Source organism: Reichenbachiella sp. (genome assembly GCF_965233835.1).
GTDB lineage: Bacteria > Bacteroidota > Bacteroidia > Cytophagales > Cyclobacteriaceae > Reichenbachiella.
The window spans coordinates 4272072-4285811 of sequence record NZ_OZ247585.1 but is presented as its reverse complement, the minus strand read 5'-3'; the positions used below and the strand labels follow the sequence as shown (position 1 = coordinate 4285811).

Sequence of the window (13740 nt, the reverse complement as noted above, 5' to 3'; positions counted from 1 at the left end):
GTGAGTGTGACCTTAGGGTAATAATTTGTAATCCGAGAAGTATTTCTTTTTGAGCGTTTCCAGCAGGTCGGTAGTGATTTTTTCTCCCGTCTCTGACAAGTGCTTGATGCCCACTAGGTGATCTATCGCCTGTGTTTTCATCATATCATAGATAGGTAGAAAATCGGCCAACCCCTGCATTTTGTAGCTCATGTGAACCAAGGCCAGCGTGCCGTCACCTGAAGGTTTCATCTGAAAGTCTACCTGCATTTGGTCAATCAGGACCCCTTGCTTTTGATAGACCTCCATGGCGTAGGCTTTACCTGGCTCCCAGGCGGTGATTCGTTCTTCTACATACACGCCCGGCTCGATATTACACCGTCTAGCTTGCCCCAAGCCTTCGGTGATTTCGCCCACGGTATGCGCGTCGTGCACTATTGGTACAAAGTCAGCCACGTTGTCGAACTTTGACCATAGCTCCCAAACCTTGTCGGTAGGTGCATTGATGAAAATCTGTGCAGACACATGTTTGGGCTGCGAACTGCCATAGATGCCTATGGATACGATGACGGCTACTACAGTGCCTATGATATATATGATCATCCTTTTCATGGTTGTTGTTTTTTGTATTTCATTCTAATTAGTTTTTGATTGGTGGGTTCATGTACCGATTCCGCGATAGGTTCAAACCCATATCGGTCATAGAAAGCTCGGCCGATTCTATTTTGCTTAAATACCTCTACTTCGAGTTCGGGGTGGCTTTCACTCACATGATCCATCAGTTGTTTGCCGAGACCTTGTCCATGTTTGTCCGGATGGACAAAAATGGCACCCACCTCATTGCCAATCATGCTGATAAACCCTTCCAGCTTATCATCAGACGAGATTACCCAGGTGACGGTATTGGGTAAATAGATTTCCCGGACGTTCTTTTTTTCATTCTCCATAAAACCTGACTCCAAAAAGGGGTGGGCCAGGGAGGAGGCTTGAAACCATACATTGACGATGGAATCAGTATCTGTTGTTTTATAGGGTCTAATCATTGCTTTGTATTTTGTTTTTTAATTGTATTGATTCTTATCTGAGTGATTCGAAGAGGGCAAAAACATCTAGTACATAAATGTTGCTGGACGTAAAATGATCTTCACCTTGATAAGCCACCAGCTCAATGTTTCCACCATTCGCCGTAATGGCTTCATAGGCGGAGGTAGAATTGAGTGGAAATACCCAACTGTCTTTCGTGCCATAGTATAAGGTGATCGGTGCTTTTGGGCTCCAATTGTGGAAATCATTTTCGGCAATAGCTGCTAAATAGGTAACGTCGGTAGCTTCAATAATTGAGCTACGGTACGACTCTGCATACAACTCTTGCGGACTTTTAGCCAGATCAGCGGAGATAAAATCAAATGGGTGCGATATGTTTTCCATGGTGGCTGCGTAAGGTTCATTGAGGTACTCATCCCAATCCCTATTGAACCCATAAATCCAGTCATACGCATCTACAACCCACATCGGAGAACCCGGGAAATCATAGTCTGTGGTAAGGTTCATCATTTCCTTGAAAAAGGCAGATTTGTTGTAAGCGCCAGCAGCAGGAGCACTCATGGTCACTGACCAGTCAGAGTTGGCTTCTATGTGCTGGTGTAGCGCCATGGTGGCATACCCACCCTCTGAGTAGCCAGTAATAAAGAGTTTGCTGGAAAGTATCTGCTGATGTACTGCATAAAACTCTTTTGCTGCCCGAAGCATGTCATAGGAAGCTGAGGCTAGTGTTTTCCCATGTTCGTAGGGGTGCGGTACATGGCTCGATGTTCCAAAACCTAAATAGTCTGGCATGGCGACTGCATAGCCCGATCCTGCCAACACTGCTCCGAAAACGGCTGAGAGCCTTTCGGTGTTGAATTTTGATGGTGCGTCTTCCTGAGTGAATATGGTGCCATGTTGGAAGGAAGCCAGTGGATGATTGGCGACATGATCAGCATATAGCACTGCACCAGAAGCTATGATACTCGTGCCGTCCACATTTTTGGTTTCGTACTCAATTTTGTAGATTTTGATATCAGCGAGTGATGCGCCTTCGATCATAGAAAAAATATCTGGTTCATCAGATTGCACTAAATCATAGAGGTCATCGCCAGCCAAATTCCGCAGGAATACCCAATTGGACAGTACCTCGAAATTTCCTTTTCGTCGAAATTGATCAATGGCTGTATTAAGCTCTTGATAGGCGTTGTCAATAGTTGTCTGAGTAACGTCTTCGTCTTGCAAGATCATTTGTGCTTGATCGATAGAGATGCTGAGCAGGTCTTTCGATCCAGACTGAAATTGACCAATGGCTTCACCTTCTTGGCTAGACAGTAGGATGTGGGTGCCTTCTTCGATTTTGTCATTGAGCTGACTTTTGTCTAACTCTACTCCAGAGTCTTCCGAGCAGCTGGTAATGATTATGCTAAGTAGAAAAATGCAAAGGCTTGATTGAATAGAAAATTGTTGTTTCATGATTGATAAAATTTGGTCTTTACTTTTGTTAAATGAATGACCATTGCGATCAATGGATTCATAAGTTGAAAGCAAATATGGAGGGCTCATGAACCCTATTCGACTCATGCGGTGATATGAGACATTATTTTCTAATAACTAGAAAATGGTATTTGAATGTTTGGGATGGGCATTAAGCTTATGTTGCCTCTTTACTTAAATAAGAGGATTGAGACTGGTATTCTTTTGGTGTGAGACCTTCCAGTTGTTTGAATATTCTGTTCATAGAGGCTTTAGAATTGAAGCCACTGTCAAATCCTAATCCGAGAATAGTGAAGTTTTGTTTTTGAGGATCGGTCAATAGTTTTTTGAAATGCGCTACCCGGTATTGATTTACATAATCATAGAAGGTAAGTCCAGCCTGACTGTTCAATGTCTGTGAAATCTTGTGTGTAGTGACTTCCAGTTTTTCGGCAAGGTGATGCACCTTCAATTCCGTATTGAGATAAAGTAATTCCTCTTTGAATAACTGATCGACCTGACCTTGAAGATGATTCAGGTCTTCATCGCTCAGTGTGGAGGATTGATATTTTTGTGTTGGTGTACCTGCTTTCGGGATCACCGATCCTTTGGCTGGATCATAATCATAAAATTCTGCTACGGCGTATTGTCTAATACCATGATAGCTCAAATAGATCATAAGCACTACAAACCAGATATTAAAAATCGGCCGGATATCCGCAATGGTTGTGGCTATCCCTAAACCCAATGCCCCCCAAGCTATAAAGACGGTAAATTTGAGCACAAGATAAGTCCAGATGAAGTTTTTGAGCCACTGGAGATTGACTTGCGTGATATCGGAATAGTTATTCTTTAGGCTCTGGTCATAAGCCTTGGTCTTTGTTAAAAGCCAAAACAAGGCACCGACGTTGAAGACATCGTGAGCAAGGAAAAATATTTTATTAGCAACAGTTGGCGTGTTATAGATTTCATCAAGCTCGACAAGTGTATAGTCTGAGAGACTAAAATCTGTCAACAAAAATATGGTCCAAATCACAGCATACAGACCAAACCACCACCATTCTTTTCTCAATTGGTGGCTTTCATCCAGTAGTAAAGCAGCGTAGGTCAGAAATGAAGCGAAAAGGTAAGGAGCAAGCAAACTTCGAATGATCAGATTGGTATGGTTTAGGCCGTGTTGAATCCACAGATCGATGATGAAATATGATGCTAGGAGACCTACCACTGCTATCAACCAATAGTCGCTGTTTTTTTTGCTTTTTTTCATGAATATGAACAAAAGCATAATGCACAACACACTTGCTCCTACGATGTTTACAGCAATCATATTACAATGATATGCTACTTCATGCAAAATGCCGATAGATGGGGTATTTACTGTGGGTCAGCCTGCAGGGCCAGCCCGACTTCTCTGCTTGATGATTTAATGGATTAGCTTCGCTGATCCCAATTGGGGGAGGCTCAAGCCAAAAGCCTTCCCTCGTTTCACTTGGTAGCCTTATTTATTTTCTTGCTTCACTAACGCTCTGCTTTGTTCACCTAGAAAATAAAAAAGCCCCGTACAATGTACGAGGCTTTTGTCTTGCAGAGAAGGGGACGGAGCGTTAAGGATAGTTTCAGTGAAACTATCTAGCGATGGGCCGGCTTGTAGGGTAAGCCCGACTTCTCTGCTTGATGATTTAATGGATTAGCTTCGCTGATCCCAATTGGGGGAAGCTCAAGCCAAAAGCCTTCTCTGGTTTCACTCGGTAGCCTTATTTATTTTCTTGCTTCACTAACGCTCTACTTTGTTCACCTAGAAAATAAAAAAGCCTCGTACATTGTACGAGGCTTTTGTCTTGCAGAGAAGGAGGGATTCGAACCCCCGGTACCTTGCGGCACGCTGGTTTTCAAGACCAGTGCATTCGACCACTCTGCCACTTCTCTAGGTCGTAATTATTTCCATTCCGTTGAATGGGAGTGCAAATGTAGAATAATAATTTTTTTTGACAAGTATGAGGTTGAAAATATTTTCGATCAGTCAAAAATTGACGTCGTTGTCTCAATTTTGTCCGATACTACTGCTCTGTCAACGCTGGCATTATACTCAAATCCTACCAGTAATATCAGTGACAACAAGTACAACCAAACCATCAATGCGATCAACATTCCTAGTGAGCCATAGAATTTATTGTAATTCGAAAAGTTGTTGATATAATAAGAAAAGGCGTAGGAAGTGGCTACGCAGGCCACAGCTGAAAACACAGCCCCGGAAGAAAAGAATGTCCAACGGTCGTGAATAGCAGGGGCAAAGTAATAGATCGTTGAAATCGCAATGAAAAATGCGATGACAATCACCATATACTTTAAGGCGGTCAGCAAATAAATAATGTAATCCTGAGTAATAAACCCTTCTGTAGATAGGTAGTTGAGTACCAATTTTCCTATCACCATCAAGATGATCGAAAAGAATAGTACCGAGGACAAGACTAGTGTAAGGCCAGTAGCTATTAGTCGTGTTCTTAAAAAACCTCTACGATCGTTGGTTTTGTAAATGCTATTGAAAGTGGCCATGAGACTGTGCATGCCGTTGGTGGCTAGAATCAGGGCCAGGAGTGCACCAAAAGAGAGCAACCCTTGTCGTTTGTTACTTACAATGTCATGAATCGTGCCCGTAGCTGCTTCGTACATGGCCTTTGGCATCACTGTTGCCAGAAAGTTCATGATGCTGTCTGTCCCGATATGCGGAATCACCGAATGGATATAGGGGATGAGTGTAAAGATGAAAATAATTGAGGGGAAAATGGCCAACGTAAAACTGAATGCCACGCCATTAGCCTTGTTGATGAGACCATGTTTACCAGTATTTTCAAAAAACAAATCAAGCGTATTGTACAAGTTTGTTTGTCGCTTGTTCAGTTTGATCAATTTGAGTTTCTTGATCAAGTTTAGATACCACTCGTAGTACAGGAGGTGTTTATGGAGGTTTTTTCTTTTCATGCAAAATAAGGCTCCAAAAATTTAGCAAGTGTTTCAGGTACTCGACATGGCCTGTTACTTTCCATATTTACAAATACCAGCGTGGTTTCACCGGTATTTATTAGTTCTTCCGCTTCATTGAAGATTTCATACTCAAATAAGATTCTGGCTTTTGGGAATGTAGGTATTTTGATCTTTATAGTAAGTAGCTCATCATACTTCCCGGGTTGCAAATAGTTGGTTTGCATATTGATGACCGGCATCATTACCCCACTTTTTTCCATTTCGTTATAGGAAAATCCTAGCTGTCTAAGTGTTTCCACTCTTCCAATTTCGTAATACATAGCATAATTGCCATAGTACACATATTTCATCTGATCGGTTTCAGAGTACCTTACTCTGGTTTGCGTTTGGGCTTCAAACATTTAGGCTTTTGGTATTTTCGTTCTACGAATCCGAAATATATTGCATTTTTCTTATACAAAGGTGTACAATTTGACAGTAAATAGTGGGATAAAGTGGGTGCTTTTCACTTGGATAGGTTTCGCCTTGCAGAGTAATTTGTTGGCAGCTAAAGTTTCTATTGAATACGCAAAGCCCAACTCATCTAAATATCTTGAGGTCTACAAGGCACTCAAGTCAAAGCATAGACTTATTTATGGCGAATCCATCAGCTATTTGAATGGTTTGTATCTGTGGCAAAACGATATTAAAATTTTAGTCACCGAGTGTGGTGCTGTTGATTCCAGGTATTTGTCAGATCAAAAATTGATCGTAATTTGCTATGAATCACTTTATCAGAAAATATACGATTATCCCGAAAGGGCTAAGTTCAAAGAAGCATTTGTTCGCCGTGTCTATCAAAACTCCATGTTCACTTTTTGGCATGAGATGGGTCATGCTTTGATGGATCAGTATGGGTTGGGAATGGATAGTGACATGAAGGCGCATGAATTGCTGGCAGACGAATTTGCTATTCTATCCATGCTGTGGAGAAATGACAGTCAATGGAAGGATATTGTTATGATTAGTGCTTTGCACTTTAAGTCTAAATCAGCTCTCACTCCCGATAAAAAATATCAAATTCACCCGTCTGATGAAATGCGTTACGAAAAAATGATGGTCTTGCTCTATGGGTTTGCACAAAAATCTTATTTGAGGTTAAAGCCAGAAGTCGAAAGTTTGAATTGGTTGCATATTTCGGCTCAAGAATATTATTTGGAAAGAAGTGCTTTTTGGGAGAGAAATCTTCGGAATCATGTCCGAAGAGATTTTTTTAATAATTGACAATCAGCGTCTTAAAAGTATCAGGAAACAAGAACTAAATGTTTGGTTTTTCTATTTTTGTTACAAACAACATACCCCATGAACCTAGAATTCAACAAAAACGAAGACGAATACAAACAGCTGGTTTCACAGTTGAAAAACAAGCTCAAAAAAGTAAAACTCGGAGGAGGAGAAAAGAAGATAGAAGCGCAGCATGCTAAGGGCAAGTTGACGGCCAGGGAGCGTATCGACTATTTGGTTGATGATCCGAAAGATTTTGTTGAGGTAGGAGCTTTCGTTGGAGATGGCATGTATGCCGAACAAGGTGGCTGCCCTTCGGGTGGTGTAGTCATGGGCATTGGTCATGTACAAGGCAGGCAGTGTGTAGTAGTAGCCAACGATGCGACAGTAAAAGCTGGCGCCTGGTTTCCAATCACTGCCAAGAAAAATCTTCGAGCGCAGGAAATTGCTATGGAAAACCGACTGCCTATCATCTATTTGGTAGATAGCGCAGGGGTGTACTTGCCCATGCAAAATGAAATTTTTCCTGACAAGGAGCACTTCGGTAGACAGTTTAGAAACAACGCCAAAATGTCCTCGATGGGTATTGTGCAGGTAGCTGCTATCATGGGAAGTTGCGTAGCAGGTGGTGCTTATTTGCCCATCATGTCTGATGAAGCCATGATTGTTGATAAAACCGGCTCGATCTTTTTGGCTGGAAGTTATTTGGTGAAAGCAGCTATAGGGGAGACGATTGATAATGAGACATTAGGAGGAGCGACTACGCATTGTGAAATCTCTGGGGTAACCGACAATAAGTACGATACGGATCAGGACTGCCTGGAGGCGATCAAAAAGATATTCGATAAAATTGGTGACTTTGATAAAGCAGGGTTCAACCGTGAAGAGCCAAAGAAGCCCAAATTGGACGAAAAGGAAATCTATGGCTTGCTCCCTGTAGATCGCGTAAAGCCATATGAGATGCGCGACATCATCAAACGCATGACGGATGACTCTGAATTTGAAGAGTACAAGGCAGACTATGGTCAGTCTATCATTTGTGGATATGGACGCGTAGACGGCTGGGCTGTAGGTATTGTGGCCAACCAACGTAAGGTGGTAAAGACTAAAAAAGGCGAAATGCAGATGGGAGGGGTGATATACTCCGATTCTGCGGACAAGTCAGCACGTTTTATCATGAATTGCAATCAACGTAAAATACCATTGGTATTCTTACATGATGTGAGTGGATTTATGGTTGGGAGCAAGTCTGAACATGGTGGCATTATTAAGGATGGGGCCAAGATGGTAAATGCCATGGCCAATTCTGTTGTGCCTAAATTCACGTTCATCCTGGGAAACTCTTATGGAGCAGGTAACTATGCGATGTGTGGTAAGGCCTATGATCCAAGGTTGATTTATGCATGGCCTACTTCTCAACTGGCTGTAATGAGCGGAGCTTCTGCTTCTAAGACTTTGTTGCAAATCAAAATTTCGGCTATGAAAGCCAAAGGACAAGAAGTGTCAGAAGAAGATCAAAAGAAATTTTTGGCAGAAATCACTGACAAATACAACGAGGAGCTAAGTCCGTATTATGCGGCCTCCAGACTTTGGGTGGATGGTGTGATAGATCCGTTGGAAACGAGAAAGATAATTTCTAGTGGAATAGAAGCAGCCAATCATGCACCTATAGAAAAGCCATTTAATGTGGGGGTGATTCAGACCTAAAACAAATTATTCTGTTCAAGTCGATATGAATTGAATGCCTTTTTTCGTATATTAATTTAGCAAGTAGTTATTTTGGTATTTCGGTTTCTGAATCAACAACATTGGAGAAAATAAACGAAAAAGAACTCAAGGCCTTGATCTCATTATTGGAAGATGACGATCATGAAATTCTTGTACATGTCGAAGAAAAACTACTTTCTTTGGGTACTGAGGTGATTCCATTTTTGGAAAAGGAATGGATGAACAACAGTTTGATTCCCAGTGTTCGCGAAAAGATTGAGGACATTATTCACAATCTGCAATATGATTTATTGAGCGAAAAGTTGATTGCCTGGAAGGAAAGCGGTGCTGAGGATCTTTTAGAAGGTATGATGTTGGTGGCCAACTATCAATATCCTGATCTCAATCTGAAATTTCTAACTAGAAAATTCGAACAGTATTATCATAATGCGTGGCGCGAATTTTCTGAAGAGTTGTCTCCTATGGAGCAAATCAAGGTGTTAAATGACGTCTTTTTCAACAAGATGAAGTTTAGGCCAAATGCCAAGAATTTCCATTCGCCAGCCAATGGAATGATCAACGTGGTGCTGGAATCAAAGCGTGGTAATCCACTGAGTCTTTGCGTGGTTTATATGCTATTGGCTCAACGGTTGAAGATGCCTATCTATGGGGTGAATTTACCAAACTTGTTTATTGTGACTTATAAAACGGAAGACACCCAGTTTTACATCAATGTGTTTAACAATGGCATCATTTTTACGACAGATGATATCAACAACTACATTGATCAGTTGAAGCTGGAGAAGAATGACATTTACTACCAACCGTGTAGCCATGTGGATATTGTAGCACGCGCCTTGAGAAATCTAATCTCATCTTTTGAAAAATTAGGTGAATACAAAAAGGCCGATGATATCAAAATGCTTCTTCAGTCTGTAGACGAAATGAGCTACTAAATTTAGAATCCGAAAAACGTAGACAATACGATCATACTAAAAATGACGAACAGAGTGCCGGGAAGCAACACAGGCATCACAAATCGTAAGTACTTTCTAACCCAGGAGTTTTCATAATTTTCAAAGCCGACAGCTATTTCGGCTTCCAGGTTTTCCTTCTTCCAAATATGAACGGCAAAAAACACCATAAATGCTCCTCCTAATGGTAGAAAAGAATCATTGGCTACATTGACAATAAAAGAGAGGAAATCCGTCGGTTGATCAGCGCCTATATAGGTGATAAATTCCGTGAAATAGGATGAGTAACCGTTGCCCAGCAGAGATGGAATTCCTATGAGATAGATAATTCCGGACATCAACCAAGCTGCCTTTTTTCTTGAAAGTTTAAATTCATCTACTACATAAGACACAGGGACCTCTAGCAATGAAACTGTAGAAGTAAGTGCTGCAAAACAGAGCAATAGAAAAAATACCATCCCCACGATGGCACCAGCAGTAGGTCCTATTTCTCCGAAAATATGTGGAAGGGTAACGAAGATAAGCTCTGGCCCTCGACCCACTCCAGAAAGTGACCCGTCACTTATGAAACCGATTAATGGAAAGATCATTAAACCAGCTGTAATGGCTATGCCGACATCTGTCAAGGTGATTAAAGCAGCTGAACCAACCAAATTATCGTCTTTTTTGATATAGCTTCCGTAGGTAATGAAAGTCCCCATGCCTAAGGATAGAGAGAAAAACGCTTGTCCCATGGCGTTGAATACCACATTGGGTGTCAGTTTGCTAAAATCTGGTAATAGAAAAAATTTGATTCCAGCCATGGCATTCGGGAGAAACAAAGAATAAATAATCAGCGAAAACATCATGATGATGAGAGAGGGCATCAATATTTTAGCAGCTTTCTCAATGCCGCCTGATACACCCTTTGAAACAATAAATGCCGTGGCAATCATAAATAACAAGCCATAACTCCCTACTGCGAAGATATCCGTAGTGTATGCTCTAAAATGTTCGGTTACTTCAAAATTTCCAGCTGCCATTTCGAACGTGTAGCCAAATGCCCAACCGGCAATTACATTATAAAAGGAGAGGATAAGGACGCCACTGAGCACTCCCAGCTTACCAATAAAGTTCCATTTTTTGTGACCTAGTGCTTCGAAAGCACCTACAGCATTTCGTCCAGACTTTCTGCCAATGGCTAGCTCGGAGAGCATGACAGGAAAACAAAGCGCAAAACAGAAGAAGAGATAAACTAATACAAAGATGGCGCCGCCTCCAGCACCGGCTTCATACGGGAATCCCCATATATTGCCGAGCCCGACAGCGGAACCTGCTGCTGCAGCTATAAATCCTATTCTACTTGAAAAATTTCCTCTTACAGCCATGTAATATGTGATTAATTAGAATGTAATAAAAAAGCCATCTCGATCCTTATCGGGATGGCTTTTATAGTTGTCATAAATTTAATTATTTAATTGGATAAAAAACCTCCGTTCTCCATTGTGCGGTATCAGCTTGTGTTGGGTCCGTTACATACACCTCGTAGCCATTACCGTTAGCTTCTAGTTCGTTGAATTGCATGTAAGCTTGAAGTTGTTTGTGTGTATCATCCAGTTTGTGATAATCACCCATATGGATGCCTTGTACAACTTTTCCTGACACGGTTTGACCCGCCATAATGCTTTCATCGCTTACTTCACCAGTGTCAGCAACGGGTATGGCTATGTCTGCCGTCCAACCTGTATCACTATAGTCTATATACACAGACATCGGCTGTCCAGCACCCATGACACCATTGGCGTTAATATAGCCTAATAGCTGACCATATAGTTCTCCCATTCTTGGGCCTATAGTTTCAGGTTTGGTGGTATCAAAAGTTTCCCTGATAGCTAGATAGTTGATGGGTTCTACATTGATTTCATTAATCTCAACAGAGAACAATGGCTTAGACTCCACTCTTTCTTTTAGGTTGGCCAATCCTTCTTCGTAGGTAGGTCCCAACATGGATTCCATCATCAAGCCCATTAGTTTGAACATAGGGTTGTTTCCCATGTTTCCTTCAAAGGTCCAGGTAACTTTGGTGCCCCCATCAGTTTCCTCCAGTAATAAATCTGCATAGCCAGGATCATCAAATCCACCAAAGTACATTTCAGATCTGATTTTTTGTCCTTCCAGGGCCTCTATAATTTCTTGAGATCCAGTGCCTACTTCATCGTGATCACTTGCCCATTCCATTTTGTTTCCCACACCTGAATCAGGACCATTAAATGTATAAGTAGTGCCTTCAGGATCGATTCGGTACCAAGGTGACCATTTATTGAATCTCTTCAAACTAGAAATCTCCTCATAAACGGATTGCGGACTTGCATTGATGGTGATTTCTCGATTCAGTGTTACCTCACTGGGTATGAGTAGCCCGATAACTGCTAGCAGGGCCAATAAAATGACCACTACCAAAAGCGCTGTTTTTAGTATTTTCATAGTTTAGTGTTTTAGTTTTGTTCGGACAAGATACTAAAATGTGATTTCCGTTCAAAACCCGTTAAAGGTGGGATAAGTACTATCATTTCTTAACTACAGCATGAGCATCTCTTCAAAAACTAAGTTTGCCACATTTCCTCAGCGTTTGTCTGCTTTCAATATCGATTTTTTAGTATTTCTAATGATGATGGTGCCGTTGTCCTTTTTGCTAACGGATAATGTGACTTTTTGGAGTGTTGTCTTCGTGTTTGTTTGTGTCTACCATGCGGCATTGGAGAGTTCGAGTTGGCAAGCCACAGTGGGGAAAAAGTATGCAAATATTCAAGTTATGGATGCTAGCGGAAGCCGTCTGTCTTTTGGTAGGGCCTTGCTCCGAATTATCACAAAATATCTGTCTTTAATTCTATTTTTTGGTGGTTTCTTTATGATTTACTTCCGAAGAGATAGAAAGGGGTTGCATGATGTTTTAGCCAAAACCTATGTTGTAGATAGGAGTAATCCTGAAAAGAAATAGGTAAAACTCATAATTAGTACGGTGGAGCTAAAAAATGTGCCTTATTCCCTGTGCAGTATGGAAATTAATTTTAATTTTAGCACTTGTTATTAAACGGTATGAAAACCAATTCGCATTAGCATAGATCAGGTATGAAAAGTTTTTTTGACAGATTTGAGAATTTCTTTGAAGGTTTTATTTTTTGGAGTAGATGGGTCCAAGCGCCCATGTATGGCGGCCTGATTATTGGCGCGTTCTTATACATGTGGAAATTCTTTCAGGAGTTAGTCCATATGTACCACCAAGTAGTGGGTGGAGACATAGAGTCAAAGGTCATGCTTACGCTTTTGAGTTTGGTGGATATTTCCATGGTAATGAATCTAGTTGTGATGGTGACCATTGGAGGGTACTCGATTTTTACCAGTAAGATTGATGTAGAAATGCATGACGACAAACCGCTATGGTTAGAGGGCTTGGATGCGGGAATGCTGAAAATTAAATTGGCCACTTCTTTGGCTTCTATTTCTGGGGTACAATTATTGAAAACATTTGTAAACTATAGGGAAGCAGCAGAGAAAGCCGGTTCCGAGGGAATTATCATTGAAATTGTTATTCACATGGTATTCATCTTCTCCGCGCTATTGCTAGGATATACTGAAAAAATCATTCATTCTTATCCTCATGGATTAACTGGTCACGGTCATGAAGAAGAGGAAGAACAAGAAGAAGAACATAAAGAGGAAGTTTAATATTTTCTAACTGAAAAAATTGAAGTCCCGATTTATCGGGACTTTTTTTATGGCTATGAAAAACGACGAGGCAAAGAACCCATGGAAAAAAGTATCAGGAAAGGAAGTTTATGACAATCCCTGGATCACTGTGGAGGAACATCAGGTGCTAAATCCATCTGGGAATGAAGGGATTTATGGAAAAGTACATTTTAAGAATAAAGCTTTAGGCATAGTGCCTTTGGATGAGGAAATGAATACCTGGTTGGTAGGTCAATATCGATATACCTTGGATGAATACTCCTGGGAAATTCCAATGGGAGGAGGACTATTGGAAGATGATATATTGTCGTCTGCTCAAAGGGAGCTCAAAGAAGAAACAGGTATTTCTGCTGATCGTTGGGATAACATTTTACGCATACACACTTCCAATTCTGCAACTGATGAGGAGGGGTTTGTTTTTGTAGCGAGAGGTTTAGCACATGGAGAAACATCGTTTGAAGAAACGGAAGATTTGAAAATAAGAAAACTCAAGTTGGAAGATGCCGTTAGGCTGGTGATGAATAATGAAGTTACAGATAGCTTAAGTATCGCAGGCTTGCTGAAAACGAAATTATTAATTGATGAAGGAAAGCTTTGACTAGGACCAACG

At 41.1% G+C, this 13740-nt stretch carries 14 protein-coding genes and 1 tRNA gene; 6 read left to right on the top strand and 9 right to left on the bottom strand.

The window, feature by feature from the left end; all coding sequences use genetic code 11:
* Nucleotides 1-12: 12 nt before the first annotated feature.
* The 7 genes from ACO6S2_RS18210 to ACO6S2_RS18180 form a co-directional block, all read right to left on the bottom strand.
* A complete protein-coding gene (locus ACO6S2_RS18210) occupies nt 13-591 on the bottom strand; it encodes an SRPBCC family protein (RefSeq protein WP_422359988.1) in 579 nt (192 codons plus the stop codon).
* Nucleotides 588-1022 carry an N-acetyltransferase gene (locus ACO6S2_RS18205; RefSeq protein WP_422359987.1) on the bottom strand — a complete coding sequence of 145 codons (435 nt, stop codon included), beginning with the start codon at nt 1020-1022 and terminating at the stop codon, nt 588-590. Before ACO6S2_RS18205 ends, ACO6S2_RS18210 begins: the two co-directional genes overlap by 4 nt.
* 34 nt (nt 1023-1056) lie before the next feature.
* Nucleotides 1057-2478: a lipase family protein gene (locus tag ACO6S2_RS18200; protein ID WP_422359986.1), complete on the bottom strand. Its 1422-nt coding sequence runs from the start codon at nt 2476-2478 to the stop codon at nt 1057-1059.
* A 178-nt stretch (nt 2479-2656) separates the two neighbouring features.
* Nucleotides 2657-3745, bottom strand: a complete 1089-nt coding sequence (locus ACO6S2_RS18195) for a helix-turn-helix domain-containing protein (protein WP_422359985.1) — start codon at nt 3743-3745, stop codon at nt 2657-2659.
* A gap of 574 nt (nt 3746-4319) precedes the next feature.
* A tRNA-Ser gene (locus ACO6S2_RS18190) sits at nt 4320-4404 on the bottom strand.
* Nucleotides 4405-4494: 90 nt separating this feature from the next.
* Nucleotides 4495-5457: a YihY/virulence factor BrkB family protein gene (locus ACO6S2_RS18185; protein WP_422359984.1), complete on the bottom strand. Its 963-nt coding sequence runs from the start codon at nt 5455-5457 to the stop codon at nt 4495-4497.
* Complete coding sequence (locus ACO6S2_RS18180; RefSeq protein ID WP_422359983.1) at nt 5454-5861, bottom strand: acyl-CoA thioesterase; 408 nt, start codon at nt 5859-5861, stop codon at nt 5454-5456. Before ACO6S2_RS18180 ends, ACO6S2_RS18185 begins: the two co-directional genes overlap by 4 nt.
* Before the next feature lie 70 nt (nt 5862-5931).
* On the opposite strand from ACO6S2_RS18180, the gene ACO6S2_RS18175 reads away from it, so the two are divergent.
* The 3 genes from ACO6S2_RS18175 to ACO6S2_RS18165 all read left to right on the top strand — a co-directional run bounded on the left by ACO6S2_RS18175 (nt 5932) and on the right by ACO6S2_RS18165 (nt 9386).
* Nucleotides 5932-6723 carry a DUF4344 domain-containing metallopeptidase gene (locus ACO6S2_RS18175; protein WP_422359982.1) on the top strand — a complete coding sequence of 264 codons (792 nt, stop codon included), beginning with the start codon at nt 5932-5934 and terminating at the stop codon, nt 6721-6723.
* 78 nt (nt 6724-6801) lie between these two features.
* Nucleotides 6802-8430: an acyl-CoA carboxylase subunit beta gene (locus ACO6S2_RS18170; protein WP_422359981.1), complete on the top strand. Its 1629-nt coding sequence runs from the start codon at nt 6802-6804 to the stop codon at nt 8428-8430.
* A gap of 101 nt (nt 8431-8531) precedes the next feature.
* Nucleotides 8532-9386: a transglutaminase-like domain-containing protein gene (locus ACO6S2_RS18165; RefSeq protein ID WP_422359980.1), complete on the top strand. Its 855-nt coding sequence runs from the start codon at nt 8532-8534 to the stop codon at nt 9384-9386.
* Between the two features lie 2 nt (nt 9387-9388).
* Here the strand turns inward: ACO6S2_RS18165 and ACO6S2_RS18160 are convergent, their stop codons facing one another.
* Together ACO6S2_RS18160 and ACO6S2_RS18155 are read right to left on the bottom strand one after the other, a co-directional pair.
* Nucleotides 9389-10771, bottom strand: a complete 1383-nt coding sequence (locus ACO6S2_RS18160; RefSeq protein ID WP_422359979.1) for a sodium-dependent transporter — start codon at nt 10769-10771, stop codon at nt 9389-9391.
* Between the two features lie 82 nt (nt 10772-10853).
* Nucleotides 10854-11867, bottom strand: a complete 1014-nt coding sequence (locus ACO6S2_RS18155) for an SRPBCC family protein (protein WP_422359978.1) — start codon at nt 11865-11867, stop codon at nt 10854-10856.
* Nucleotides 11868-11967: 100 nt separating this feature from the next.
* On the opposite strand from ACO6S2_RS18155, the gene ACO6S2_RS18150 reads away from it, so the two are divergent.
* The 3 genes from ACO6S2_RS18150 (at nt 11968) to ACO6S2_RS18140 (ending at nt 13728) form a co-directional block, all read left to right on the top strand.
* Nucleotides 11968-12381 (top strand): RDD family protein, encoded by a 414-nt coding sequence (locus tag ACO6S2_RS18150; protein WP_422359977.1) that lies wholly within the window; start codon nt 11968-11970, stop codon nt 12379-12381.
* Nucleotides 12382-12512: 131 nt separating this feature from the next.
* Complete coding sequence (locus ACO6S2_RS18145) at nt 12513-13109, top strand: TIGR00645 family protein (protein WP_422359976.1); 597 nt, start codon at nt 12513-12515, stop codon at nt 13107-13109.
* A gap of 55 nt (nt 13110-13164) precedes the next feature.
* The gene (locus tag ACO6S2_RS18140) at nt 13165-13728 is read left to right on the top strand and encodes an NUDIX domain-containing protein (protein ID WP_422362456.1); all 564 of its coding nucleotides are present in this window, start codon (nt 13165-13167) and stop codon (nt 13726-13728) included.
* Nucleotides 13729-13740: the final 12 nt, after the last annotated feature.